Origin of the sequence: Streptococcus oralis ATCC 49296, from assembly GCF_000185265.1 — a bacterium.
Lineage (GTDB): Bacteria > Bacillota > Bacilli > Lactobacillales > Streptococcaceae > Streptococcus > Streptococcus oralis_BC.
Genome location: NZ_GL622183.1, coordinates 734005 through 758251, shown reverse-complemented (window position 1 = coordinate 758251; position 24247 = coordinate 734005). Strand labels below are relative to the sequence as shown.

The following is a 24247-nucleotide window of genomic DNA, read 5'->3' as shown; positions in this document are numbered from 1 at the left end:
TCTCTTCCCCCTCTTTTTTATGGCTTCATTATACCATAGATGAGGGGGAATTTCTAGATGTTCTATTTTTTATGCTTACGAAGCCCAGCTCCTGCAAGACTCATCAATCCCAAAATCATACCCCAAGTTGGAAGCATGCTTGCTGCTGTTCCTGTATTTGGAAGTGATGGCTGCGGTTGTGGCTTGCCTGGTTCTTTAGGCTCTGGTTTTGGAGGTTCTGGCGTTGTGGTTGTCACTTTCGCCGTCATCTCCTGTAAATTGACTGTATTGATAAAGGTATTTTCAACCTTCCCAGCTGCGATGCGTTCGACTTCTAGATAGAAGTCTGCATCAAAGGTTCCTTTAACTCCTAGAGAGTTTAGGAAGTCTTGATTGATAACGTAAGACCATTTGCCTGCTTTCTCGTCCCATTTGACGGTCACGATTTTATTGAGGAAGTTAGGATCCGTATCCTGGTTCACTTTAAACAAGAAGGCATAAGGTGTACCTTTGACAATCTTGTCACCAGCTTTGATAACTTTACCATCCTTCAGGATAACGTCATAAGGAAGAACCAAGTCTTTAGCAGCTGTGTACTCTGTCCCCTTGATAATACCTTCCCACTTGCCTGTGAATCGATCATGAACCACATCCAACTGGTCACTGCCATCATATTGGAAGAGGCTGTCGTGTTTAGTAGGCACGGTTACGCCATCAAGTAGATAGCGGATGTATTGGCCAATCTGTACTTCTTGGCCGTCCAAGACTTTTTTATTATCCTTTTGATCCAAGGCGTGTTTTTCAGGCTTCACATCAGGAACCGAGACAGTGACAAGGTTTGATTGATAGCTATTGCCAAAGTCGATTTGCTTAAAGTCATTCTCGACTTTCTCCCCTGCTTTAACCAGGAGTTTAGCTGGGAGATCAACAGTAACATTCTTATTTGGTTTCACGTAGTTTTGATAGAAACTCTTGGAATCTTTTGCTACCCAGAGATAGAACTCTCCTTTAGGGTTCAAGTTCAATTCTTTCAGGATCTTCTTAATTGCATCAGTACGTCCTGCATCTGAAAGTACGTGATACATATCAAAGAGATTTTTCACGTCCTTACCTGCGGCAGTCATCTTGATCTTGCTGTGGTCAACTGTGAAGGCTTTGTCTTGAACATCGTCCAGGATTGCGAACTTCTTACCAAGTGCTTGCGCTGAAGCAAGGGTTTTTGTGTAAGGGCTGTAATCTGTCATCAAGCGGAAAGTCACGGGGCGATCAAATGTTGTCGCCCCGTTTATATTCTTACCAGAGCGATCCAGGACCGCTTTGACTGGTTTTGGTGGCTTCGGTGTGTAGTTCGTAACAGTGTTTGAGAAAACCTCATAGTTATTCACTAGCACTTTATAAGTGTTATCATAGAAACCTTTGTCATAGATTGGCTTCCAGCTAATCACAGGAGCTTCTAGGCGCTTCCCTTCGTAGGTTGCAGTAAAGGTATACGTATTCTTTACTGCATCATAGGCAACGCCCCATCCTGCTTTCTCTGCAGCTACCTTTGTGACAGCCACAGCAGGAACCGCTCCAGCTTCGAGTGGATCGATGATGGTAATCTTGTCCCCTTTTTTAAGGTTCGCATAGATGTTGTCATGATTCAATGTGTAGAGCTGCGTAGCGTTTTTAGCAACTGTTTTGCCATCTGTGTTGGTTTTGTCTGTATCTGCTACAGATTTAGTTACAACTGGCTTATACTTCAATTTATAGCCGTGGTAGCTTGCTGACAATTTCTGATTTTTGGTTTCAGAAAGAGTTTTAAGCGCCAAAGTTGGTTTGGCTGGATTCTTCGCTTCGACCAATTCAGCTGATACAGGTTCAGTCTTAACTGGCTTCACGGTTGTTTTAGTAATAGTTGCAGTAGCTGGAACTTCAACAACTGGCGCTACAACCTTCGTATTCAAAGCAAACCAATAGGTTTGGCCATTTGGACTTTCTGGTCCATCCCATTGAATAAATTCGGTTGTGAAGGTTGTCCCTTCCTTAAAGACTCCAAGAGCAGCACCCTTGTACTGATATGCTGAAGAGGAAGTATCCCAAAGATGACCTACCTCTTCCTCACGGTTATAGTCTTCTGCATAAACATAGCCATAATCCTTGTTTTGAGTAACAGTTGATCCATTGATTTCAACATGTGTCCCATTGATGGCTTTTGCGCCTTCCCACCCGATAGGGTTGTGGTTTAGAGACGAGTAGGTCAATGCTGCAGGTGTCTTTTCAGATGCCTTGAAAGCTACTTCTTGGCCGTCCTCATTGTAGTAGTAGGTATCTGTAACCAGGAAGTTCATGTAGTCCGCAGCTCCACCTGTTCCATCATTTCGAGCTACTACAAAGCCTTCTGTTGGGTCATTCAAGACATAGACATCGTTTAGGCCCGTTTTACCTTGGTTTACAATTTGAAATTTTCGATGGATACGAGAAATATTGTGTTGTTTCCCATCCTCGGTTGTGACTGTTAAGCCGTTTAACCCAGTATAATCAATTTCTGTTGTCCAACCATTGCCCACATCTTTGTATTTCAAGACTTTGGTTGAGTCTAGAACGCGAGAGTACCCAGATCTGCCACTTGATGAAGCGATATAATCCGTAGTCAGTTCTTCTGCTCCTGAAGCTGAAGACTTCACAGTTGCTTCAGGATTAGCGGTCGAAAGACTTAGAGCTTGTAGTACAACTTCTTTTGTGTATCCTTCAGTGCTTGTTTTAGACTGAAGATCGTTGTACTTCTTCTGCCATTCAGCTTGTGCCTGCTTAGCTTGATTATAAGCTGCCTGGTTTTGTTTGGCAATTTGGTTAGCCTCATCTACTGAGGAAACTTCTTGGGTTTTAGAACTGAGAAGTACACCTGATTTTTTCAATTCAGCGAACTTACGGTCAGCATCTTGATTGACTTGTTCACTAGCATTCTTCTTCTCTGTGTAGGCAGCCATCAGGGCTTTGTTAAGCTCCACTTTGCCTTTTGCAGTCGCAATAGCCTGGTCATTTTGTTTCTTCAATGCTTCTACTTCTGCGACTGAAGAGACCGTACGTGTAACGACTTTAACGTCAACCTTTTCTTTCTTCAGCTGTTCAGATGCGCTTTCTACCGCTTTGTTTAGAGCAGTGGCTTGTTCAACAGTAGCATCATACTTAGCTTTTTCACCCAGGTAGGTTGAGACAGCTTGCTGGTTTTCTTCTAAGACTTTCTTAGCTGTTTTAGTAGCTTGCTTGTTTTTGTCAGCAGTTCCATCTGTGGCAGTCGAACCGTCATTCGTCACTGTGACAGTTGTTGATTGTTCGTGCTTGCCTTTTTCAGTGGCCACAAAGCTATTATTAGCTTGAATGGCTTCCTGCGCTTCCTTGAAGGCTGTATTGTTTTCGACTTGTTTTGCAGTCGTTTCTTCAAGTGCCTTGATTTGCTTATCCTGGTCTTGTTTAATTTCACCCTTAGACTGATCAAGATTTGATGAAGTAGTATCTGTACCCTTATCAACGCTTGATGTCTCAGACACAACTACTCCAGCTTGTTTAGCAGTTGCAGCAGCCTTTGTGACTGCACTATTATCAATCGCTACAGGCTGGCTTCCTGTTGCCTTACCAGCTTGTTTAGCGTATGTGTTGTTGTCGTTTTTGCTTTCAGGCTGTACTGCTTCATCCGCCAATACAGAACCTGCAGAGAAGGCTACAATACCTGCAACTGCAATTCCTGATACTAGGCCTTTAGCCCATTTTTTCTTACGGAAATATCCGTGTCCTTGTGTTTTTTCTGTCATTTAATTGTTTCCCTTTCCATTTCACCTTAAAACATTTTCTTCTTGTAGACGTAGCTGACTGCTGTCAACAACATGGCTCCAATAGCACCCAGAATGCTTTCTGCAGTCCCAGTGTTTGGAAGTGTTTTGAGTTTGCCTTCTGAATCAGTAACAGAGATAGTCTTATCTTCGTTAACTGTTCCACCAACTTCTTCTGGAGCCACTACAGAACCATCTGAAAGGACTACGTTTCCGTTTTGGGTGCTAACAATAGACGCACCTGTATTTGTTTCAACGGGCTCTTTAGTTACATCATGGACAACCTGTCCAGTTGATGTAGATGTTGTCCCAATTTGTGACTTTCCTTGCTGATTCGCTTGATCAGTAGTTTTTGGCTTTTCATCTGGAACACCATCTAAGCTACCTGCGTTATCTTTATCTTGCGCCTTATCTGAAGGCGCTGGTTTATCAGCTGGCACTCCGTCAAGACTTCCTGCGTTGTCTTTGTCTTGTGGTTTATCTGATGGTGTTGGAACACCATCGAGGCTACCTGCATTATCCTTGTCTTGCGCCTTATCTGAAGGTGCTGGTTTATCAGCTGGCACTCCGTCAAGACTTCCTGCGTTGTCCTTGTCTGAGGGAGCTGTTGGATCAACTGGAGTAACTGAAGGCTCTGTTGACTGATTTGCTGGAGCCTCTGTTTCTGTTGAAGCGCTAGGTACTGTTGGCGTAACTACTTCTGTTGTTGGAGCAGAAGAATCAATTGGTGCAAGTTCGTCTGCTGATACATAACCAGCTTGTGCAAGTGCGATAGTTGAAAGTGCTAGTGTAGCTAATACTTGTTTTTTGTTCATGATTTTTCCTTTTCTTTATTTATTTTTCGGGTTATAACCTTTTCCAGTTAAACGAAGTTCCATTCCTGATGGTGTCTTAACTTTTCGAGCTATAACTTGAGCATCTCTCTTGATAGTGCGAATTTGATCATAAACCTTTTTATAAGGCAAATGAAATTCAACATCCCTTAAAAGGCCGTCTACGTATCCTCTAGCCTGTTTGACTGCATAGTCTGGCTTCAGGATAAGGTCTGTGCCGTCCTCTAAGCGAGCTGTCGCACCTCCTTGTTTTCCTAAGTTTTTTAAGTCCTTTAGGCGGACGGTTATTTCATCTGTCATAGATTTCTCCTTGAAGTTGAAAGGCGAAATAACGCCGTGCTGTGTAAAAACGTATTTTTACATCGGTATTTCATGCGCTGGGTTTATAGTCTAGGAACCCTTACTCCTTCAGCTTATGATCATTATCATGCTTTTTCGTTCAGTGGCTGGACTAGATATCCTTTTCTAGTTTGCTACTCGCCCCCGTTTCTTTTTTATCCATAGCCACGCTGCATCAGGGCAAGCCTTGTATTCAGTTTTCAAAGGTCTATAGTTTAATGACTTTTCGGTCAATATAGATTTATCTGTACTAGGTTTGGTCCGATTCTGATCCTAACAGGTAGTCAATAGTTACCCCAAAGTATTCTGCTACTTTCTTAGCATTTTCAAGACTTATCTGACTATATCCTGTTTCCCAGTTCGATATGGTGTTACGAAATACTCCTATCTGATCAGCTAAGGCTTGCTGAGACAGTCTAGACTGCTTTCGTAATTCTTTAATACGATTTTGTGTTTGTTTCCTCACATCTACTTGTCTCCTTCATCGTTTGGACTTGATAGTATTTCATCATCCAGCAAAGAAGCATTATCCACTTCCTTTATAACTTTGCCAATAGTACAACCAAAGAGCAATAATAAACCGATGACGAATATAATCATTAACCCTAGCTTAAACATTACTATCCTCCTGATATTGTTCCTTATTTTGTCCGATAAGTTATCTTCTTCACCCATCGAGGATTGATAGCAAACGGCGGAGTCGCTGATGGAAAATTCATACTCGCTCCTGTTCCAAATGAACTTGATACCAATTTTTCTAGTTCCTCTAAGTTGGAAGTGACGGAAATACTGTCTACCGTTTTATCAAAATACTCTACAATCATTTCAATCTCTTGAACTGGTTGGGAAGGTGTAGCTTTCATAGCTTGCCCTCTGTACATTCTCTCTTGGTTATTAAACAATCCCATTAAATCAATCCTCTTTCTATTGCCATGATAAGAAAATTTGTCTGAGTTTCTCATCTCTTTCTTTTTTCGGTAAATCAAAAACAGCTTTAGGAATCATGTAGATTTTCTCCTTCGGGCTACGACCGATCGTTAGCACTTTACCATCAATTGGTCTAAATTCATCTTTTAACATGTTTCAACTCCCTTAGACAATTCTGATAAATAGCTATTGAGTTTCGTCTCCGACAGTTTATCTGGATAATAGTATGCAATCAGACTAGGACACTCATCAGGGAATTTTCTAGCGTGCTCACTTTGTCCTGATAGCTCCAGGAAACCATTTTCTTTTTCGATAAGCAGTGCCATTTTCCAGAAGCGAATCATCATTTTGTAGAAGTAGGCTGGGACATTCTGGATCGATTTTCCTTCAGCCTCTCCTGTTTTAATTTTGAAAATCAATTTATCAAGCTCACGTTCAAGATCTTGCAGCCAAACCTCTCCATAAATTTCCTGATCAGCTAAGAGGTTGTTGTAATTCTTCTCAACTTGGCGTTTTGCTTGATAGATTTTATTTTCAAGAATTTTCGCATCTTTCCCAAATAAACTGAGTTTCTGAACTAGTTGAGGAGAAAGAAAACCATGTTGCCCCATTTTAAATGCTTCAGAGATTGATAAATCAGATAAAGATGACTCCCCCTCGTATCGATTAGTATCGTTAGATAATTCAGTCTCGTTATTCTCAGTATCATTAGCGTGTCGTTTCGAAATTTTTTGACATGTCGTTCTAACATTTCCTTGATTTTTTTGGAAGTGTCGTTTTGACATTTCCGCCGTTGCCGATGGGGTGAAGTGAATTTCTTCAGCAGGGAGAACTTGATAGTCAATATTGCCCAAGTACAGTAGATTAGGCTTATTCAAACCTTGTCGAACCTCTTCTAAGAGGCCATATTCCTGGAGCTCTTTTTTTAGTTTAATAACTTTTTTATTACCATAGCCTAAAATTTCTTGAAGTTCAGTAATTGTATAAATCAGATAGACATCTCCATTTTTATCAATCCAGTTATTTCTAAGAGATAGTTCAAAACGGTCTTTCAAGATAGCGTATGTGAATTTAGCATCTGTACTCATCGGTTTATAAAGTGGTGATTCAACAAATATTTTTGGTATTCTATAAAATCTTTCACTTGATTGAACTTGTCTTGCAGAAATTCGCTTCATACTAAACACCTACTTTCAACAAAAACTGACCAGTGTCAGAAAACTGAAATAAACCAAGTTCCTCTAGCTCTTTCAAAATTAAATGTGCTCTCGTTCTTGTCATATTTTGTGACTTCATAATTTCTTTCAATATTAGGTCACGTGATTGTTTCGCTTGTCTTGTCATTGGGTTATCCTTTCTTATCACCAGCTAATGGCGATTTATTCACAGCTATATCATAATGTATAATGAGAAATTCTATTTTAAAGGGACAATCAATAAATTATCGAACTATTTCCTTTATCTGTTTGATAATATCTCTTTCCTTTTTATCAAGTTCTATGTATTCCTGTAGGAGTTTTGACTTTTTTTCACTGATAAAAGAAAGTTCTTTAACTAACTCTATCGATATTGTTGCGTTTGGTTTATTAGCCGTAAAGTTCTCTTCATAACCGAGAAGATATGGGATAGATACTCCAAAATATTCTGATAGTAGTTGAGCATTTCTAGCATTAGGAATTCGGCTTCCCTGATTATAATTTCCAACAGTAGAGTACCCTATTCCAGTTGCTTCACTTATCTCCTTCAGGGATAACCCCCTATCTCTAACAAGTGATTGGAATGGGGTCATCTTTCTGCTTTCATCAGTAGCAGAATCATCATCCAGTCCTAGTAAGTAAGGGGTAGACACGCCAAAATATTCCGCTAGAATTTTAGCATTTTCTATACTAAGATTTGTTTTTCCATTTTCGTATTTTCCATATTGAGACTGGTTAGTATTCAAAACTTTTGCCAAGTCAGCTTGAGTCAGTCCTTTTTCTTTCCTAAGTTTTTTAAGCCTATTAGACATCTGGATTCCTCATTCTGTAGTATTTATTGAATAACCTCCAGGCTTTAAACGGGTTTTGTCTAGAATGATTTTCAAAAAATACGACATAATAACAACCTTTATTCAAGACTTTCTCAAAATCATTTTTCGATACAGATAAACCGAAATCTTCACGATCGCCAAGACTAAGTAAAAAATACTTTCTCCATCGTTTTTTTACTGGAACACTCCTAAACATCAGTTCATTAAGTTCTAGTGACTCTTTTGAATAATCAAAGCTATAAATATAGCATGCTACCAAAACTTTCTTGCTAAACATTCTTTATTTCCTTTCACACATATCCCATCAATTCTGGATTAAACTCTAGAGTCAACCATAAGGCTTCCTCCTGAGTCAATTGACTAGATTGACCCCATGTCCTGTCTCTTGCTCTTCTGGAATACGGATAAGTGCCAAGCTTAATTCTAGGACGTAATTCATGAATAACATCATCTTTCATAACTCTCCAGAGAATACTAGAAGGTCTATAGTAATAGCCGTCTCCAAGCCAAACTCTATTGAGATCATCGTATACAGATACTTTTTCATCAGAATTTCCTTCAGGGATACAATCAACCATATTTTCATACTTATCAAGATCTATTACATCGAAAATTTCTAACGAATCAATATCCATAACAATTTCAATATTATCTGACATTTTTTCTCCTTTCTTTAATTTTTGCAACGAAAAAAGAGAGCGATTTTCTCACTCTCTCAAGTTATATGATATTTAATTTTTCACTTTCCCAAAACTCTAGACACTTACAACTATTTTTTTATTTAACGTAAACAACTCCAAGTTTACCAAAAGCGACTTCCCCACGGATAATCAAGGTTTTGTTTGTTGGCGCTACAGGAGCATCTGCCTTAGCTGCACCAAAGGAGGTTTCTACTTTCAAATCGACACGCCAGTGTTGTGGAACATAGACAGTTGCATTCCCGAAGGCCACTTCAATATTTAAAGTTGCAAAATCACCTAGCATCTCTGCATTATCATAGTAGATTTTAGCATCCCCAAAAGCGACTTCCACTTGGTCATCTACGAGATCTTGATCTTGCTTATAGAAGGTTCCGCTACCAAAAGCGACTTCCTTATCCGTGACGACTGTTTTTTTCCCATCGTACCACCATTTTTTTTCATTCCAGAACTTACTTGAATGCGTCAGATAACCAACACCGAGCACCACCAAGATGCTAGCCCAGATGAGAGAATGATTGGTAACTGGTAACAAGTCATAAGCGTAATTTGCAATGATGAGCGCTAATAACCCTGTAAAAACTGCCGAAGTGAGATGGCGTCTAAGGATAGACTCAATGGACTTATAAGCAAAAAAGACGATACCAATCAAAGGCCATATCTTGCCATCCAAAGAAGGAATTCCAAAATTCCCTTGCAGCAAGATCCAAGCTGCTAAAACCAATAAAACAATACCAAATGCTTTCTTTTTCATGTTTTTTACCTCATGTTTCTTAGATTTTCTTTTAGGAGGGATTGGTAATGCCGTGAGACATGAACCTCCTTGTGCGTCTGATAAAAGGAAATGGTCCCCGTTCCTGAAAAGGACTTGTCCACTGAGTAAATCTGACGGATGTTTGCGATCGTTGACTTGGAAACTCGACTAAAATAGCGAGGCAAGATGGACTCCAACTCATAAAGCTTGAGGCGAACTTCATAGGCTTCCTTCTGGTTATGAGCGTAGATCTTGCTTCCTTCTGTTTCAAAGAAGAGAATTTCTGACAGGTCTAGATAATATTCACCTGTCCCCTTGTAAAAAGTCAACCTCGGAGCCTTTGACTCTTGCAAGAGTCGTTGCAAATCTGCAATTTCATCTGTCAAAGTGGGTGTCTTGATGACAATTTCAGTTTCCTCTAAATTGCCGTCAATCTCAATTCGTAACTTCATCACATCTCCTTTCTGACTCTACTATATCAAAGCTAAGTTAGGAATACAAGGGCAAAAAAGCAAGTGGTCAATTTGAAGCCGTAAGTGGTTGTAGGACTAGCTTAACTTACATGTCAGAATAGGAAGAAAAGGAATCCCCACATCAGACCACAAGCATAGCCAACCAAGACATCCTTGGGATAATGAACACCCCCTAAAACCCTCACCAAGCCCAGCAAAGCTGAGAAGAGCAAGCATGCTAAGCCAACAGGTAGACTAGCATGCAGACAGGCCATGGAGATGATGGTTGCCGAAAAAACATGGCGACTGGGCATCGACTGTCCCGAACTATCTTTTTCAAGCAGGGGACGGATATCCCAAGTTTCATAAGGTCGCGGGTGGTTGATTTTCTTACGAAGAAGAGACAAAATCACAAAACCTGATGCAGGAATAAGCACATAAACCCCAACTTGCTGACCAAGTCCTAGCTGTAGGTAAGTGGTGACTAGCAAGGTCAGATAGACCAGGGGCAGGGTGACCGTCATCAAGCGATTAAAACTGCGTAACAGAAATAGAAGGCTGGGATGGCTGGTGAGCTTGGAGCTGATATTTCGATACCATTCTTGATAATTTTTCATCTATTCTTCTCACTAACACTTTATTTTTGCCTCTAGGCGAGGCACTTGTCTTCTAGTATAGTGCAGAAAAAGAAGGCCGTCAAGCCTTCTTTTGATTTATTCTTCTGCTTGGTCTTCTGTGAATTGGCTGTTGTAAAGATCCGCATAGAAGCCAGCTTTGCCCATCAATTCCTCATGGTTACCTTGTTCGATGATATTGCCATCTTTCATGACCAAGATTAAGTCAGCATTTCGGATGGTTGACAAGCGGTGGGCGATGACAAAGGAGGTTCTACCCTCCATCAAACGGTCCATGGCTTTTTGAATCAACTCCTCTGTACGTGTGTCAACTGAAGATGTCGCTTCATCCAAAATCAAGAGTGGTGCATCCTTCAGCAAAGCACGAGCAATGGTTAAGAGTTGTTTTTGTCCGACAGACAAAGTCACTGTATCGTCCAAGATAGTGTCGTAACCGTCTGGCAAAGTCATGATAAAGTGGTGGATTCCCACAGCCTTGCTGGCTTCCATCATTCGTTCATCACTGATGTCTGTCTGATTATAGATCAGGTTCTCTCGAATCGTTCCCTCAAAGAGCCAAGTGTCCTGCAAGACCATTGAAAAGGCATCGTGCACTTCAGAGCGCTTCATGTCCTTGGTATCCACACCATCAATGCGGATACTTCCCTTATCTAGCTCATAGAACTTCATCAAAAGATTGACAATGGTTGTCTTCCCAGCCCCAGTCGGTCCAACGATAGCAACCTTCTGACCTGCATGAGCTGTCGCAGAAAAGTCATGGATGATGGTGCGCTCTGGTGTATAGCCAAAGGACACATGATCAAAGACTACTTCCCCTTTCATATGGGCCAATTGTCTTTCCTTATGAGATTCATCCTGCATCTCAGCTTCAGCTAGAAATTCTAATACACGAATCATGGCTGCACTCGCTTGTTGCAAGCTCGTAATCCCTTGGGCAATCTGTGACAGAGGTTGGGAGAAGGTCCGTACGTAAACCATAAAGGCTACGATAATCCCTATAGTGATATGCCCTTCTAACGCCAGCGCGGCACCAACGATGATGACTAAGACATAACTAAAGTTCCCAACAAAGAACATGGCTGGCATCATGATACCAGAGATAAACTGAGATTTCCAGATACTATCATGCAAGTCTTGGTTTAAACCTGCAAATCTCGCTTTGGAGGTGTCCACTGCGTTGTAGCTGGTCACTACATTATGGCCAGAGTACATTTCCTCTACGTAACCATTGACGGCCGCTAAATTATTTTGTTGGGCTTTAAAATAACCCTGTGACTTGGCCATGATTACAGAAACCGCCGCAAAACCAACAAGGGTTGATACAACGGTTACCAATGCCAAAATCCAGTTCATCCCAAACATGGTCACCAAGACAGCAATCAACAAGAAACTAGCTGAAAGAACTGTCCCTAGACTTTGGTTGAGAGATTGCGCTGCTGTATCCACATCATTGGTCACGCGCGAAAGGGTATCTCCTTGTGAATGACGGTCAAAATAGCCAAGTGGCAAACGATTGATTTTTTCAGCGATTGCTGTCCGCAAGCGTTTTGAAAAATGCTGAATGCTCGTTGAAAAGATATAGGCCTGTGTATAATTAAGGATAGCTCCAAATACATACAGAACAACCAAAAATCCAGCAATGTTTGACACAGCTACCAAGTCGATTTCTGCAGCCAAACCATCTGAAATCAAATTTGTTATTTCCTTAATCTTAGTTGGACCATAAACGGTGATAATGCTTGAAATGATAGCAGCCACAACTGCTAGTAGGAGAGGGAGTTGGAGACCTGCCATATAAGGTTTGCACTGTTTCCAGACCGAAACTTTTTTATTTTCCATGTTCCAATTCCTCCTTCGATAGTTGTGAGTAGGCAATTTCTTGGTAGACTTCGTTGGTAGCTAGAAGTTCCTTGTGGGTGCCTTGTCCCACGACTTTACCTTGATCCAAAACTAAGATCAGGTCGGCGTCCATAATGGTAGAAATCCGTTGCGCTACGATGAGCTTGGTCATGGATTTTGTTTTCTCGGCTAGCTCTTGGCGTAGGACACGATCTGTCTTGTAGTCCAAGGCTGAGAAGGAATCATCAAAGATGAGAATCTCTGGTTTACGAGCCAAGGCACGCGCAATGGCCAAACGCTGTCTTTGACCTCCTGAAAAGTTGGTTCCACCTTGGGCTACTTCTGATGCAAGACCTGCTTCCTTGTCCTCGATAAATGCTTTAGACTGGGCCAATTCAAGAGCTTGCCACATAGCAGCTTCGCTTAGAGAAGTTTCTTTGCTCTTACCAAAGTCCAAGTTCCCCTTGACATCTCCAGAAAAGAGTACAGCTTTTTGTGGAATATAGCCGACCTTATTGCGCAAATCTTCCAAGTCATAATCTTGCACATTGACACCATCCACTAGGATTTCTCCATCTGAAACGTCGTAAAAACGTGGCAAGAGGTTGACAAGTGTAGACTTACCTGATCCAGTCGATCCGATGAAGGCCACGGTTTGACCAGCTTCAGCTTTGAAAGTGACATGTTCCACGACTGCTTCTGAGTTTTTAGAGTAGCGGAAAGTTACATCACGAAATTCCACTTGTCCTTGAACTGAAGGATCCGCTGTCTGTGCATGACTAGGATTTTCAATAGAAGAATGCAGATCCAATACTTGATTGATACGTCCTGCCGAAACCAAGGTACGAGGAAGAACGATAAAGAGTGCTCCCATGAGAAGGAAGCCCATCACGACCTGCATAGCATAGGACATGAAGACCACCATATCACTAAAGAGTGGCAGACGTTCTGTCAAACTTGCATCGTTGATGATATAGGCACCAATCCAGTAAATGGCTAAACTTAATCCACTCGAAATTGCCATCATAATGGGATTCATAATCGCCATCAATCGATTGACAAAGAGATTGAGACGTGTTACCTCATCATTGGCTGCTTCAAATTTCTTATCTTGGTAATCTTCCGCATTGTATGCGCGAACAACTCGAATCCCAGTCAAACTTTCACGAGTGATACTATTGAGTTTATCTGTCAATTTTTGGATGACAGATTGTTTAGGAAAGGCTAGAGTCATGAGAACAGTTGTCATTAGAACATTGACGATAACAGCTACCACTACTGCCCAGAGCCAGTATTCGGACTTACCAAGGATTTTTCCAATGGCCCAGATAGCCATGATTGGCCCACGAGTAACCACTTGCAAGCCCATGGTAAAGAGCATCTGTACCTGGGTAATATCATTGGTCGTCCGAGTCAAAAGACTTGGGATTGAAAAACGTTTGATCTCTGTCTGTGAAAAATCCAAAACCTGATGAAATACGTCAGTGCGTAGATGAGTTGTATAGGATGCTGCAACGCGAGCGGCAAAGAAACCAACCACAACAGATGAAAAGAAAGCCAATAAAGACAATCCAATCATCTTCGCAGCTGGTGACCAGAGTTCACCCAACTGCGTTCCAGACGTTCCTAGTAATTCTGTAATTTGCGAAATGTAAGTCGGTACCTCTAACTCGAGATAAACCGAGAAACAAGTGAACAGAATCGTAAGGACAATCATTCCCCACTCTTTTCCTGTAATACGTTTAGCGAGTTTCTTCATTCTCTCCTCCTATCTTCTCAACATTTGCTTGCAATTGCCCGAGTACCTTTTCAAAGATTGCTAAGTCTGACTTTGAAACACCCTCTAGCAGGCTCTGATCAATCCGATCAAAAAGTGCCTTAACTTCTTGCATCTGAGATCGTGATTTATCGGTCAAACAAACAAGTTTCGCTCGTTTATCACTTGGACTGGCCTCTAACTCGACCAAACCATTTTGTACCATACGCTTGACCAAGTTGCTAGCAACTGACTTGGTGATATTGAGTTCTGTCTCAATATCCTTGATAAGCGTTAATTCTTGATTATGCTCACGACGATCTAAAAACTGCAGGACCTGCCCTTGCGGTCCCCCCATAAATTCAATACCGCAACGTTTGGCTTCTTTCTGCAACATTAGGTGAATCTGGTACCCAAAACGTTTAAAAATCAACAACGATTTGTCCATGATTGCTCCCTTCTCATGATTTTATATAGTTCTCTGGAGAACTAATTTAGTTTCCGTGAGAACTATTTTACCACTTACAGAGAATATGTCAAGAAAAAAGTTTCCTTGGGAACTATCTTGGTCTGAATTGACATTAGCTGCTATTTTCTCTATAATAAACACTAACTACTGTGGATAGAAATCCATTCACTCGATGAAGGGAGAAAACTTTCAAATGAAACCAGAGGAACAGAGAGTTTTAGGAATCTTGGCAACCATTTTTGGAGCCATCGCACTTTTAGGGTCCTGGATCCCATTTATTAACTATCTATCGTTTTTCAGCGCCATCGTCGCATTTATCTTGGGGATTATCGGCCTTATCGTCAACCTAAAAAAACGGAAAACAATGGCCATTATCGGAACATCCCTCGCAGTTGCCTCTATTGTACTATTCTTCACAACCCAGATACTGTACGCTAATATCTACAAAGATTTTGCCAGGGAATTTAACCGCTCTTACAGAGAGGCGAGTGCCTCCATTGACCGCGAAGAGGATGGCGACTTGACAGATGATAGCAGCGACTTCATCCCTGAAGAGGAGGAGGATTCCTTCACTTGGACCCAAGAACAGTTCGACGCCTTAATCGAAGGTGACCTTGATAACAAAGGAAAAGGTGGCACCAACTACAAGGATATCATCAAAAAACACGGACTACCAGACTCCGAGTTTGACTCCACTATTGGGGGTTATAATACGAGAAAAGTCACCTATCTCTCCATTGGTGACAAAATCAAGACTGTTACCCTAACTTTTGCAAAAGATGACAATGGGCAGCTCTTGCTGGTCCAAAAACATGCAGTTGGTCTAGGTCAAGGAAAAAGCAAGCAACAAAACGATTCGGAAAGCAGAGTCTAAGTTCCAATATAAAAAGCGAACAGCTAGTAAGTCTGTTCGCTTTTATATTAGAATCCGTCTACGTTTGTATAGATCTTTTGCACATCTTCGTCGTCTTCAAGGACGCTGTAAAGTTTTTCAAAGGTTTCAAGGTCTTCGCCTGACAATTCCACTTCAGACTGAGGAATCATTTCCAATTCAGTCACTTGGAATTCTTCGATACCAGACTCACGAAGGGCAACGATAGCCTTGTGAAGGTCTGTTGGAGCTGTGTAAACAGTGATTGTTCCTTCTTCTGCTTCTACATCGTCCACATCCACATCTGCTTCTAGCAATTGCTCAAAGACTGCATCAGCGTCCTCACCCGCAAATACGATCACACCCTTGTTATCAAAGAGGTATGAAACTGAACCTGAAGCACCCATGTTTCCGCCGTTTTTACCAAAAGCTGCACGGACATTGGCTGCGGTACGGTTGACGTTTGAAGTCAAGGTATCCACAATCAACATAGAACCATTTGGTCCAAAACCTTCGTAACGTCCTTCTGTAAAGGTTTCGTCTGTGTTTCCTTTTGCTTTATCAATCGCTTTATCGATAACGTGTTTCGGCACTTGGGCTTGTTTGGCACGATCGATAACGAATTTCAAAGCAGTGTTTGATTCTGGGTCTGGATCACCTTTTTTAGCTGCTACATAGATTTCTACACCAAATTTTGCATATACTTTAGAGTTAGCTCCATCTTTAGCCGTTTTCTTGGCTACGATATTGGCCCATTTACGTCCCATTAGGAATCTCCTTTTTTCACATTTTAATCTTTCTTATTATAACACAAGTTTTTTCGATTTTCACTAGAGGAAATGGATTTTATTTTATACTCAATGAAAATCAAAGAGCAAACTAGGAAGCTAGCCGCAGGCTGTACTTGAGTACGGCAAGGCTAAGCTGACACGGTTTGAATTTGATTTTCGAAGAGTATTAGCAAATCCAGCTAGGATTGTCCTTTGGCTGCCAAGATTGCCTTGCCTTCTTTTATCAGGGGGTGACGGAAAAGTGAGAAGTACAGTTGGGTGGTCATGGCGACCCAGATAAGGGGTTCGCAAAGGATAACTCCCCTATACCCTGCCCAAGGGATAATCAAAACCACAAAAACGATTTTCCCGATTAGTTCTATAAAGCTGGAAACTAGAGGAAGGACTTTCTGCCCCAATCCCTGCAAGCAATTGCGATAAATCAGCAAAAGGCTCAAAATCGGATAAAAGACTGAACTGATTTGCAGGTAGAGACTACCATTTTCTACCAGGTATCCATCCGTCGAACTGGCTAAGAAAGAAACCAAGCTAGGACTGGCAAAAAAGAGGAGAATACAAACAAAACCTGCCCAGGACATGCTCAAACGACTCCCAATACCAAGACCTTGAACTATGCGGTCTGGTCGCTTGGCTCCTAGATTTTGAGAGGCAAAGGTCGTCATAGCAGAAGAAATAGCTGTCATAGGAAGGAGAGCAAAGGCCATAATGCGTCTAGCTGCTGTCTGGGCGCTAATAATCACAGCTCCAAAAGTATTAACAGAGGATTGTAAAATCACACTACCAATGGACACAATCGAACTCATCAGCCCCATAGCCAAACCTTGCTCTAAAAGATCCGCGTACAAGGCCTTGTCCCATTTAAAATGCTTGAGTTTAGGGAGCAGTTCTGGAACACTCTTGCGGATATAATAAAAGCAGAGAAGCGCTGACAACCCTTGTGAAATAATAGTAGCAAGCCCCGCAGATTGAACTCCCAGATGCAGTTGCGTAATAAAATACAAATCCAGCACCACATTGACCAAGGCAGAGAAAATCAGAAATCCAAGAGCTGCTAGACTGTCACCAATGGACCGCAACAAACCTGCAAAGAGGTTATAGGCAAAGCTGACGCCTACACAGGTCACAATCATAGAAATATATTGATAGGACTGAGGAAGGATTTCTGCAGGAGTATCTAAGTATTGCAAGAGAGGATACAGACCGACAAAGCCCATCAGCATGACCCCAATGCTCAAAAGAGCACCTAAAATCCAAGTTGCTGCTACTGCTTCCTTGATCTTTGTAAAATTCCGAGCCCCATAATAGCGGGCAATGACGATCCCCATCCCATTGCCAACACCAAGCGTAAAGCCTATAATCAAGTCAAAAATGGCAGTTGTCGCCCCTACTGCTGCCAAGGAATCTTGACCTAGAAAACGCCCAACAATCAAGACGTCAGCTGTATTATAAAGCTGTTGAAAGATATTAGACAGCAAGATTGGAAAGGCAAAGCTTAAAAGCGAAGGAAGGATTGGACCATTGACCAAATCCACTTTTCTTTTCTTATTCATAAGCCTATTATATCAGCTTTCTAGAGGAGCGACAAGGATTGCTTGAAATCAATTGCCTACCGAGAGACAATTTGCTATAATCAAGAAAAGGAGGTCACTTATGAGTTTGACCAGTCAATTAATTACCGATGCATTTCCCGATCTGGATAAGGTCGAGAAGCTAAACAAGGAAGCATTCCCCGAGGAAGAACGAGTTCCTCTGTCAGAGTTTTTACGCTATCAGGACCGAGAAGACGCCCACTTTTTTGCTTTTTATAACCAAGAAGAGTTTGTCGGCTTTGCTTTTGCCATCTCCAATCCCAAGGCCTTCTATATCAGTTTTTTTGCCATCATGCCCCACTTGAGAAGCCACGGATATGGAAAAGAAATCATCGAAAAGCTGACTGATTTTTACCAGCGAACCATGTTATTGGAAGTCGAGCGATTGGATGAAGAATGCGATAACTTGGAGCAGAGAAAGGCCCGCATGGATTTCTATCACCAAAATGGTTTCAAAACAGCCAACGCTTTTCTAGAGTACGATGGTTTGAGTTTTGAAATTCTCTACCGTGGCGACCATTTTGACGAAGAAGCCTATCGCGATATCTTCCAAAAGTTACAGAATGAACATTATTTTGACTTTCATATAGAGTATCGTCGTTTTAGTGACCATTAAACAAGACTTATCCTTCTGGTGAAGAACCTCTCTTTTTCGATAGAAGCTACATATAAAAATGCATGTAATCTACGATTACATGCATTTTTTATTTTCAACTGATCAGAATAAACTTTTATTCTCTCTATGGCTTAAGCTTCTGCATTGCCTTCTGGAAGAAGGAAGTAGAGAACAGCATAAACTAAGATTCCAGAACCACCAAGTAGGGTGAAGATGATCCAAAGTGCACGAACAAGTGTGTGGTCCATGTTAAAGTAGTCACCGATACCTGCACAAACACCAGCAATCTTTTTGTCTTGTACGTTACGAACAAGGCGTTTTTCCATTATAGTAGTCTCCTTTTTATAGAATGATTTAATTTTATCATCAAATCAAAAAAATTGCAACAGTTTTTTTAATTTTTTTGATTAAATACTCTTTTATTACGCTTTTGAAGCTTATGGAGAATTAATAATTAAACATAAAAAGCAGAGAAGGACTTCTCCGCTTTTATTTTTAATCTTCAATTTCGATTTCAAGTCCATCACCTAGGTCAAGCGTCACTTCTTGGTTAGGTGCCAAATCTTCAGTGGCAGAAGTAGAAGTGGTTCCTTCTTCATCTTCAATCAAACCGTATTGAACACGAACCTGATGGTCAATCTCATCAAAAATCTCTGGGTGATCTGCCAAATATTTCTTAGCATTTTCAGATCCTTGTCCGATTTTTTCACCCTTGTAAGAGTACCATGCTCCCGCTTTTTGGATGATATCGAGATCACTTGCGATCTTCAAGAGCTCACCAGTTTTAGAAATCCCTTCTCCGTACATGATTTCAACAAAGGCTTCCTTAAATGGTGGAGCTACCTTGTTTTTCACGACCTTGATCTTGGTTTCCTTACCGACATTGGTATCTTTTTGGTCACCAGTTCCTTTGATTTGTGTGCTTCCACGAACATCCAAACGGACTGAAGCGTAGAATTTCAAAGCACGTCCACCAGGTGTTGTTTCTGGATTTCCAAACATGACCCCAACTTTTTCACGCAATTGGTTGATAAAGATGGCAATTGTTTTGGTTTTATTGATAGAAGCTCCGAGTTTACGCATGGCCTGGCTCATCATTCGAGCCTGCAAACCAACGTGACTGTCTCCAATATCCCCATCAATTTCCGCACGAGGTACAAGGGCCGCAACTGAGTCGATAACGACAAGGTCAACTGCACCTGAGTCAATCAATTTTCCAGCAATTTCAAGACCTTGTTCACCTGAGTCTGGTTGTGACAAGAGCAATTCGTCAATGTTCACACCAAGGGCTGCAGCATAGGCTGGGTCAAGAGCATGTTCCGCATCGATAAAGGCTGCAATACCACCTTCTTTCTGTGCTTGCGCAACAGCGTGAAGGGCAACCGTTGTCTTACCAGATGATTCTGGTCCATAGATTTCGATGATACGTCCTTTAGGATAACCCCCTGAACCAAGAGCAATGTCAAGAGCCAATGAGCCTGAGCTCATCACTTGAACTTTTTGCTCCGCGCGCTCACCCAAGCGCATGATTGAGCCTTTCCCAAAGTCTTTCTCAATCAATTTAAGAGCATCGTTCAATGCTTTTTCACGGTCAGCTCCAAATTTTTTCCCAATTTCATCTAATTTTTTCGTTGGTTTTTTCGCCATTTTGTTCTCCTATGTTTTACTGGTCCTTAGACCTATATTTCATTATACCAAAATTTAGTCACTTAATAAAGCCTTGCGAACTAGGTTAAAGGCATGCATGACCGCAATATGTCGAACATCTGCTCGACTCCGTCCTGCGATATTAGCCTTGATCACCTCTGTTCCTTTTGCATGTGCCAGTCCAATAAAAACTGTACCAGCTGGATGCCCCTCTAGGCTATCTGGCCCAGCTACACCTGTCAGACTGACTCCGTAGTCAGACTTAGTCTTGATCCGTGCCTGCTCTGCCATTTTTCGAGCCGTAAAGTCAGAAACAACCCCGTGTTCTTTTAGCTCTTGCTCGGAAATATCCAGCATCTTAGACTTTTCTTCTAGGCTGTAAGTGACAAAACCGCCATTAAAGATTGCTGAAACGCCCGAAAAGTCTGCTAATGTCGCTTGAAAGAGACCTGCCGTCAAGCTTTCTGCCGCAGTAATGCTTTTCTGTCTCTTCTTTAGCTCTTCTACAACGACACTTGCGAGGCTGGTTTCTTCCCCATATCCGTAACAGATGTCTCGTAAAGAAATTCCCTCGAAAGTTTGGCGACTCAAGATTTGATTTTCTAGGATGTCCAGCGCTTGATCAGCCTTTTCTTGACTAACTGCTTTTGTAGACAAGCGCAAGGTCACTTCTCCTGTTTTGGCATACGGCGCCAAAGTCGGATCGGTTTGATGGTCAATTAAATCCGCCAAAATGGTCACCAACTGGCTTTCCCCAATCCCAAAGAAACGGAGCACACGTGAGTATAACTTGGTACCAGTCATTAACTTGGGTAAGAGTTGGTTTAAGACCATAGGTTTCAACTCACTCGGCGGTCCTGGAAGGACCACGTAGGTTACGCCATCCACTTCCGACACCCCTCCTACTGCTAAACCTGTCTCATTTGGCAGTGGAGTTGCTCCTTCTACAATTTGGGCTTGGCGCTCATTATTCGGTGTCCGAGCATAGTCAGGTCTATGAGCAAAGAAAATATCCAGTTTCTCTTGTGCTTGAGGGTCAAACACTAGATTTTTTCCCAAAAATTTTGCCAGAGTTTGTTTGGTCAAATCATCCTCAGTTGGTCCCAAGCCCCCTGTCAAAATCACAAGATTGCTACGTTGACTCGCAATCTCCAGCAAGGACAAAAGACGAGCTTCATTATCTCCAACAGCTGTTTGGAAGTAGACATCTACCCCGATTTCGGCTAGTTTCTCTGATAAAAACTGAGCATTGGTATTGACAATCTGCCCTGTTAAAATTTCTGTTCCGACAGCAATAATTTCTGCTTTCATGTTTCCTCCTACTTATCTATTCGAATTTTTTTGAAAAAATCGCAGGAAATTTCCCACGATTTGATTCTTTTCTTATTCTGCTTCTTCGTTTGAAGCGTTAGTACTGGTTGAAGGTGCTGTCCGACCAAAGGCTGTTTCGTACAGTACCGCATTGGTTTCCAATTCTGTCACTGGCTCTTTACCTAGTGAACGACGCAAGAGATTTTGCATTTCGAGCATATGTTCTGAAGTGACAATCTGATAAGAAATTCCCTGTAGCTCAGCATCTTCCCCACGCAATTGATGCGTTTCGATATTCTTGAAAGAATCTTGATAGCCGAGCAATTGTGGAATGCTCTTAGCTGACAAGTCCACATTGGTCTGCATGTTATCACTCAAAGCTTTGAGGATACCTTGATAATGACTCACACTGTTTAGGCTCAAAACCTTCTCAACGATTTTTTGAATGACTTCACGTTGACGTTTTTGACGACCATAGTCTCCTTCTGGGTCTTGGTAACGCATCCGTGAATACACCAGAGCTTCCTCACCATTCAAGGTTTGTTCTCCAACACCGATGGAAATCTTATTAAACTCTTCTTGGTCAGCAATCGAAATTGGGAAACCGAGTGTATTGTTGACGGTAATTCCACCAACTGCATCCACCAATTGTTGAAGCCCCTGCATGTTAACCATCACATAGCGGTCAATGTGGATATTCATCATCTTTTGAATAGTAGAAATTGCAAGTTCCGCACCACCATTAGCATAGGCCGCATTGAGTTTAGCTTCCTGAACTTGACCGTTTCCAGTCTCAATCTTGGTCAAAATATCCCGTTCCAAACTCATCATAGTGGTTTTCTTTGTTTTGGGATTAACCGTCAAGAGAATCATGGAATCACTATTTCCCGCCCACGGGTCTGTACGTTCCACATTTCCCGTATCTACCCCCATCAAGAGGATGGTCAGAGGCTCCGTCGCTTCGATAACGTTGGTTTCTTCCCCGATTTTTTTGTAAGTCTTTTTACTTAGGGTTTCTGTTCCCTGTTGGTAGATGGTATAGCCATAAACCGCTACACCTAAAACTGTTACTGCTAGGAAACCTAGCACCATTCCAATTAATTTTTTAATCATCTCGTTATTCATTTATCAGCTTGCCCATAAGACAAACATCTAAAAATATCCCTTCTGCTAAATAGGCTCCTCGTTCTTGTAAGCCTTCTGTGATAAATCCCATTTTTGAATAGAGGTGGATCGCAGCCTCGTTTCGTTTTTGTACACTAAGTTGCAAACGGCGCAAGACACCACTGGCTTTAGCCCACTCGATGCCTTCTTCTAGAAGTATAGTCGCCAAGCCTTGGTTCCAGAATTTCTTTCGAACTGCTAGAAAAACATCACCGATATGTCGAACTCTTAAATGTTGGTCCGCTGTGATATTTAAAACTCCTGCAATCTCATCATTCAGTAAGGCGAGGAGAGTAATTTGATTCTCTGATACAGCTTGTTTTTCGATAAAAAGAGCCATTTCAGAAGCTGTCATCATGATGCCATTTTCATCCAAGCTGGTAAAATCTGTCTCTTGACCGACACAATCTAAAAATGCAATTAAGTCTGTAGCATCTGAAATCTCTGCCTCACGAATACACAACTCATACTCCATCTTGAAGCTCCTTGATGAGTTGTTCAGCCCGAGAGCCATGAGCCGTAAAATGAAGACAACGACCATCAGCTTCTTTCAAAATTTCCAACTCCAAGTAAGAATCTGGTAAATCTTCACCCAAAAGATGCCCCCACTCAATAACAGTCACACCACCTCCAAAGAGAAACTCATCCAAGTCAATAGAATCAGCATCACCTTCGATACGGTAGACATCCAAGTGGTAAAGTGGCAAACGCCCTTCGTACTCTCTGACAATGGTATAGGTTGGACTTTTAATCATCTGACGGATACCCAAGCCCTTGGCAAGACCTTTTGTAAAGGTTGTTTTACCCGCACCCAACTCTCCAGTCAAGATCAGAACATCGTCTTTTTGAAGCAAATGACCTAATCTTTCTCCGAGAGCTAGAAGCTCTTCTTCATTTTTTGTGTGCATGCTACTATTATACCAAAAAGTTTTCTTTTGTGTGAATTTTCTTTATGGACTTACTATAACAATTTTGAAAAATTCTTCTCTACTTAAAAGAATACAACTATTGAAAAAACAAACAGGATATCTCGAATCAGGTGGCCGTAAAAGGAGATTTCCCTTTGAATACATTTTGGAAAAAGGAAACGTGCGCATAGAAAACCAACACTGACATAAAGGAGAATCGAGGAAATCACTAAGGGATTCCTCAAAAAAACCATCGTAGCTAGAACGGAAATGACGACTGTTTTCTTTTTATTTAGGTGATTTTCTATATCGCGAAAAATTTTATCAAAAGGTAAGAAAATCAATAGATCTACTCCTAGCAAGAAAAAGAAGGAGGGTAAAAAGAGGTCAACCAATTCCTGCTGCAATTTGCTAGTGGTTTGGATACTTTCTGAGAGAACCAGACAGGTTGCCAAAAGATTGACTACTAAAAGGAGGCAATAAACAAGGCTCACTTTCTTTTGAACATGTAAAATACTATGTCTAGACTGGTCTGCTGTATGGAAATAATTTATCCCAGCGCACAAAACAGAAATTCCTACTATTAAAATTAAAAAATAAGCATTGGTCTGTTTTAAAGATAAAAAGGATTCTTTCCATAATAGACAACTACTAAAACTAATCTGGACGACTGCAATCAGTAACAATAGGCGAATTGATTTTACCATTTCTTTTCCCTCCCTATATGGGATTATACCTTGTGAGGAGTTTGAAATGATTGTTTCCGCCTCAAGTGTCCATTTTTTGTGCTCAACAGACCAAAAAACAGCTCTGTTGTGTACAGAACTGTTC

At 41.4% G+C, this 24247-nt stretch carries 28 protein-coding genes; 2 read left to right on the top strand and 26 right to left on the bottom strand.

What is annotated here, in order from left to right:
• Positions 1 to 62 precede the first annotated feature (62 nt).
• The 17 genes from HMPREF8578_RS06090 to HMPREF8578_RS06020 all read right to left on the bottom strand — a co-directional run bounded on the left by HMPREF8578_RS06090 (position 63) and on the right by HMPREF8578_RS06020 (position 14498).
• Positions 63 to 3770, bottom strand: a complete 3708-nt coding sequence (locus HMPREF8578_RS06090; protein ID WP_000137075.1) for an SspB-related isopeptide-forming adhesin — start codon at positions 3768 to 3770, stop codon at positions 63 to 65.
• 26 nt (positions 3771 to 3796) lie between these two features.
• Positions 3797 to 4603 (bottom strand): LPXTG cell wall anchor domain-containing protein, encoded by an 807-nt coding sequence (locus HMPREF8578_RS06085; RefSeq protein WP_001036088.1) that lies wholly within the window; start codon positions 4601 to 4603, stop codon positions 3797 to 3799.
• 15 nt (positions 4604 to 4618) lie between these two features.
• Positions 4619 to 4921 carry a hypothetical protein gene (locus HMPREF8578_RS06080; protein ID WP_000128978.1) on the bottom strand — a complete coding sequence of 101 codons (303 nt, stop codon included), beginning with the start codon at positions 4919 to 4921 and terminating at the stop codon, positions 4619 to 4621.
• A 289-nt stretch (positions 4922 to 5210) separates the two neighbouring features.
• A complete protein-coding gene (locus HMPREF8578_RS06075; RefSeq protein WP_001231370.1) occupies positions 5211 to 5426 on the bottom strand; it encodes a helix-turn-helix transcriptional regulator in 216 nt (71 codons plus the stop codon).
• Between the two features lie 2 nt (positions 5427 to 5428).
• Positions 5429 to 5578 (bottom strand): hypothetical protein, encoded by a 150-nt coding sequence (locus tag HMPREF8578_RS12600; RefSeq protein ID WP_000475372.1) that lies wholly within the window; start codon positions 5576 to 5578, stop codon positions 5429 to 5431.
• 23 nt (positions 5579 to 5601) lie between these two features.
• Positions 5602 to 5868: a hypothetical protein gene (locus HMPREF8578_RS06070; protein ID WP_000522443.1), complete on the bottom strand. Its 267-nt coding sequence runs from the start codon at positions 5866 to 5868 to the stop codon at positions 5602 to 5604.
• A gap of 16 nt (positions 5869 to 5884) precedes the next feature.
• Entirely contained in the window at positions 5885 to 6040 is a 156-nt protein-coding gene (locus HMPREF8578_RS12595) for a hypothetical protein (RefSeq protein WP_000910108.1), read from the bottom strand.
• A complete protein-coding gene (locus tag HMPREF8578_RS06065; RefSeq protein WP_000822473.1) occupies positions 6034 to 7065 on the bottom strand; it encodes a replication initiator protein A in 1032 nt (343 codons plus the stop codon). The genes HMPREF8578_RS12595 and HMPREF8578_RS06065 overlap by 7 nt, the downstream gene beginning before the upstream one ends.
• 1 nt (position 7066) lies before the next feature.
• The gene (locus tag HMPREF8578_RS12590; RefSeq protein WP_000198080.1) at positions 7067 to 7231 is read right to left on the bottom strand and encodes a hypothetical protein; all 165 of its coding nucleotides are present in this window, start codon (positions 7229 to 7231) and stop codon (positions 7067 to 7069) included.
• 97 nt (positions 7232 to 7328) lie between these two features.
• The gene (locus HMPREF8578_RS06060) at positions 7329 to 7895 is read right to left on the bottom strand and encodes a helix-turn-helix transcriptional regulator (protein ID WP_000071215.1); all 567 of its coding nucleotides are present in this window, start codon (positions 7893 to 7895) and stop codon (positions 7329 to 7331) included.
• A gap of 311 nt (positions 7896 to 8206) precedes the next feature.
• Positions 8207 to 8575: a hypothetical protein gene (locus HMPREF8578_RS06050; RefSeq protein ID WP_001282479.1), complete on the bottom strand. Its 369-nt coding sequence runs from the start codon at positions 8573 to 8575 to the stop codon at positions 8207 to 8209.
• Between the two features lie 118 nt (positions 8576 to 8693).
• Entirely contained in the window at positions 8694 to 9368 is a 675-nt protein-coding gene (locus HMPREF8578_RS06045) for a LiaF transmembrane domain-containing protein (RefSeq protein ID WP_000725737.1), read from the bottom strand.
• A 5-nt stretch (positions 9369 to 9373) separates the two neighbouring features.
• Positions 9374 to 9820 (bottom strand): LytTR family DNA-binding domain-containing protein, encoded by a 447-nt coding sequence (locus HMPREF8578_RS06040; RefSeq protein WP_000776591.1) that lies wholly within the window; start codon positions 9818 to 9820, stop codon positions 9374 to 9376.
• 113 nt (positions 9821 to 9933) lie between these two features.
• On the bottom strand, positions 9934 to 10437 hold the full coding sequence (locus HMPREF8578_RS06035) for a phosphatase PAP2 family protein (RefSeq protein ID WP_000800929.1): 504 nt from the start codon (positions 10435 to 10437) through the stop codon (positions 9934 to 9936).
• A 96-nt stretch (positions 10438 to 10533) separates the two neighbouring features.
• On the bottom strand, positions 10534 to 12294 hold the full coding sequence (locus HMPREF8578_RS06030; protein WP_000428393.1) for an ABC transporter ATP-binding protein: 1761 nt from the start codon (positions 12292 to 12294) through the stop codon (positions 10534 to 10536).
• Positions 12284 to 14053: an ABC transporter ATP-binding protein gene (locus HMPREF8578_RS06025; protein ID WP_000731808.1), complete on the bottom strand. Its 1770-nt coding sequence runs from the start codon at positions 14051 to 14053 to the stop codon at positions 12284 to 12286. The genes HMPREF8578_RS06030 and HMPREF8578_RS06025 overlap by 11 nt, the downstream gene beginning before the upstream one ends.
• Positions 14037 to 14498, bottom strand: a complete 462-nt coding sequence (locus HMPREF8578_RS06020) for a MarR family winged helix-turn-helix transcriptional regulator (RefSeq protein ID WP_000361563.1) — start codon at positions 14496 to 14498, stop codon at positions 14037 to 14039. Before HMPREF8578_RS06020 ends, HMPREF8578_RS06025 begins: the two co-directional genes overlap by 17 nt.
• A 193-nt stretch (positions 14499 to 14691) precedes the next feature.
• On the opposite strand from HMPREF8578_RS06020, the gene HMPREF8578_RS06015 reads away from it, so the two are divergent.
• Complete coding sequence (locus HMPREF8578_RS06015) at positions 14692 to 15393, top strand: CD20-like domain-containing protein (RefSeq protein WP_000675586.1); 702 nt, start codon at positions 14692 to 14694, stop codon at positions 15391 to 15393.
• Between the two features lie 47 nt (positions 15394 to 15440).
• Here the strand turns inward: HMPREF8578_RS06015 and HMPREF8578_RS06010 are convergent, their stop codons facing one another.
• Both HMPREF8578_RS06010 and HMPREF8578_RS06005 read right to left on the bottom strand, forming a co-directional pair.
• Complete coding sequence (locus tag HMPREF8578_RS06010; protein ID WP_000532894.1) at positions 15441 to 16157, bottom strand: YebC/PmpR family DNA-binding transcriptional regulator; 717 nt, start codon at positions 16155 to 16157, stop codon at positions 15441 to 15443.
• 203 nt (positions 16158 to 16360) lie between these two features.
• A complete protein-coding gene (locus HMPREF8578_RS06005; RefSeq protein WP_002892950.1) occupies positions 16361 to 17731 on the bottom strand; it encodes an MATE family efflux transporter in 1371 nt (456 codons plus the stop codon).
• Positions 17732 to 17831: 100 nt separating this feature from the next.
• Here HMPREF8578_RS06005 and HMPREF8578_RS06000 point away from each other — a divergent pair, with 100 nt between their 5' ends.
• The gene (locus HMPREF8578_RS06000; protein WP_000060280.1) at positions 17832 to 18386 is read left to right on the top strand and encodes a GNAT family N-acetyltransferase; all 555 of its coding nucleotides are present in this window, start codon (positions 17832 to 17834) and stop codon (positions 18384 to 18386) included.
• A 131-nt stretch (positions 18387 to 18517) separates the two neighbouring features.
• On the opposite strand, the gene HMPREF8578_RS05995 is transcribed toward HMPREF8578_RS06000, so the two are convergent.
• From HMPREF8578_RS05995 to HMPREF8578_RS05965, 7 genes are all read right to left on the bottom strand, one after another.
• Positions 18518 to 18712 (bottom strand): PspC domain-containing protein, encoded by a 195-nt coding sequence (locus HMPREF8578_RS05995; RefSeq protein WP_000415529.1) that lies wholly within the window; start codon positions 18710 to 18712, stop codon positions 18518 to 18520.
• 169 nt (positions 18713 to 18881) lie between these two features.
• Positions 18882 to 20033, bottom strand: a complete 1152-nt coding sequence (gene recA, locus HMPREF8578_RS05990; RefSeq protein WP_001085522.1) for a recombinase RecA — start codon at positions 20031 to 20033, stop codon at positions 18882 to 18884.
• 54 nt (positions 20034 to 20087) lie between these two features.
• Positions 20088 to 21344, bottom strand: a complete 1257-nt coding sequence (locus HMPREF8578_RS05985; RefSeq protein ID WP_000642678.1) for a competence/damage-inducible protein A — start codon at positions 21342 to 21344, stop codon at positions 20088 to 20090.
• A gap of 72 nt (positions 21345 to 21416) precedes the next feature.
• Positions 21417 to 22457, bottom strand: coding sequence for a glycopolymer--peptidoglycan transferase LytR (gene lytR, locus HMPREF8578_RS05980; protein ID WP_000592174.1), 1041 nt, complete (start codon positions 22455 to 22457; stop codon positions 21417 to 21419).
• 4 nt (positions 22458 to 22461) lie between these two features.
• Positions 22462 to 22983, bottom strand: a complete 522-nt coding sequence (locus tag HMPREF8578_RS05975) for a GNAT family N-acetyltransferase (RefSeq protein ID WP_000455516.1) — start codon at positions 22981 to 22983, stop codon at positions 22462 to 22464.
• Positions 22973 to 23416: a tRNA (adenosine(37)-N6)-threonylcarbamoyltransferase complex ATPase subunit type 1 TsaE gene (tsaE, locus tag HMPREF8578_RS05970; RefSeq protein ID WP_000556962.1), complete on the bottom strand. Its 444-nt coding sequence runs from the start codon at positions 23414 to 23416 to the stop codon at positions 22973 to 22975. Before tsaE ends, HMPREF8578_RS05975 begins: the two co-directional genes overlap by 11 nt.
• 83 nt (positions 23417 to 23499) lie before the next feature.
• Positions 23500 to 24123 (bottom strand): hypothetical protein, encoded by a 624-nt coding sequence (locus tag HMPREF8578_RS05965; RefSeq protein WP_000240912.1) that lies wholly within the window; start codon positions 24121 to 24123, stop codon positions 23500 to 23502.
• Positions 24124 to 24247: the final 124 nt, after the last annotated feature.

Excerpts from the sequence above, each read along its gene's own strand:
- HMPREF8578_RS06090 (WP_000137075.1), bottom strand. The coding sequence starts at position 3,770 with ATGACAGAAAAAACACAAGGACACGGATATTTCCGTAAGAAAAAATGG.
- HMPREF8578_RS06085 (WP_001036088.1), bottom strand. The coding sequence starts at position 4,603 with ATGAACAAAAAACAAGTATTAGCTACACTAGCACTTTCAACTATCGCA.
- HMPREF8578_RS06080 (WP_000128978.1), bottom strand. The coding sequence starts at position 4,921 with ATGACAGATGAAATAACCGTCCGCCTAAAGGACTTAAAAAACTTAGGA.
- HMPREF8578_RS12600 (WP_000475372.1), bottom strand. The coding sequence starts at position 5,578 with ATGTTTAAGCTAGGGTTAATGATTATATTCGTCATCGGTTTATTATTG.
- HMPREF8578_RS06070 (WP_000522443.1), bottom strand. The coding sequence starts at position 5,868 with ATGGGATTGTTTAATAACCAAGAGAGAATGTACAGAGGGCAAGCTATG.
- HMPREF8578_RS12595 (WP_000910108.1), bottom strand. The coding sequence starts at position 6,040 with ATGTTAAAAGATGAATTTAGACCAATTGATGGTAAAGTGCTAACGATC.
- HMPREF8578_RS06065 (WP_000822473.1), bottom strand. The coding sequence starts at position 7,065 with ATGAAGCGAATTTCTGCAAGACAAGTTCAATCAAGTGAAAGATTTTAT.
- HMPREF8578_RS12590 (WP_000198080.1), bottom strand. The coding sequence starts at position 7,231 with ATGACAAGACAAGCGAAACAATCACGTGACCTAATATTGAAAGAAATT.
- HMPREF8578_RS06060 (WP_000071215.1), bottom strand. The coding sequence starts at position 7,895 with ATGTCTAATAGGCTTAAAAAACTTAGGAAAGAAAAAGGACTGACTCAA.
- HMPREF8578_RS06050 (WP_001282479.1), bottom strand. The coding sequence starts at position 8,575 with ATGTCAGATAATATTGAAATTGTTATGGATATTGATTCGTTAGAAATT.
- HMPREF8578_RS06045 (WP_000725737.1), bottom strand. The coding sequence starts at position 9,368 with ATGAAAAAGAAAGCATTTGGTATTGTTTTATTGGTTTTAGCAGCTTGG.
- HMPREF8578_RS06040 (WP_000776591.1), bottom strand. The coding sequence starts at position 9,820 with ATGAAGTTACGAATTGAGATTGACGGCAATTTAGAGGAAACTGAAATT.
- HMPREF8578_RS06035 (WP_000800929.1), bottom strand. The coding sequence starts at position 10,437 with ATGAAAAATTATCAAGAATGGTATCGAAATATCAGCTCCAAGCTCACC.
- HMPREF8578_RS06030 (WP_000428393.1), bottom strand. The coding sequence starts at position 12,294 with ATGGAAAATAAAAAAGTTTCGGTCTGGAAACAGTGCAAACCTTATATG.
- HMPREF8578_RS06025 (WP_000731808.1), bottom strand. The coding sequence starts at position 14,053 with ATGAAGAAACTCGCTAAACGTATTACAGGAAAAGAGTGGGGAATGATT.
- HMPREF8578_RS06020 (WP_000361563.1), bottom strand. The coding sequence starts at position 14,498 with ATGGACAAATCGTTGTTGATTTTTAAACGTTTTGGGTACCAGATTCAC.
- HMPREF8578_RS06015 (WP_000675586.1), top strand. The coding sequence starts at position 14,692 with ATGAAGGGAGAAAACTTTCAAATGAAACCAGAGGAACAGAGAGTTTTA.
- HMPREF8578_RS06010 (WP_000532894.1), bottom strand. The coding sequence starts at position 16,157 with ATGGGACGTAAATGGGCCAATATCGTAGCCAAGAAAACGGCTAAAGAT.
- HMPREF8578_RS06005 (WP_002892950.1), bottom strand. The coding sequence starts at position 17,731 with ATGAATAAGAAAAGAAAAGTGGATTTGGTCAATGGTCCAATCCTTCCT.
- HMPREF8578_RS06000 (WP_000060280.1), top strand. The coding sequence starts at position 17,832 with ATGAGTTTGACCAGTCAATTAATTACCGATGCATTTCCCGATCTGGAT.
- HMPREF8578_RS05995 (WP_000415529.1), bottom strand. The coding sequence starts at position 18,712 with ATGGAAAAACGCCTTGTTCGTAACGTACAAGACAAAAAGATTGCTGGT.
- recA (WP_001085522.1), bottom strand. The coding sequence starts at position 20,033 with ATGGCGAAAAAACCAACGAAAAAATTAGATGAAATTGGGAAAAAATTT.
- HMPREF8578_RS05985 (WP_000642678.1), bottom strand. The coding sequence starts at position 21,344 with ATGAAAGCAGAAATTATTGCTGTCGGAACAGAAATTTTAACAGGGCAG.
- lytR (WP_000592174.1), bottom strand. The coding sequence starts at position 22,457 with ATGATTAAAAAATTAATTGGAATGGTGCTAGGTTTCCTAGCAGTAACA.
- HMPREF8578_RS05975 (WP_000455516.1), bottom strand. The coding sequence starts at position 22,983 with ATGGAGTATGAGTTGTGTATTCGTGAGGCAGAGATTTCAGATGCTACA.
- tsaE (WP_000556962.1), bottom strand. The coding sequence starts at position 23,416 with ATGCACACAAAAAATGAAGAAGAGCTTCTAGCTCTCGGAGAAAGATTA.
- HMPREF8578_RS05965 (WP_000240912.1), bottom strand. The coding sequence starts at position 24,123 with ATGGTAAAATCAATTCGCCTATTGTTACTGATTGCAGTCGTCCAGATT.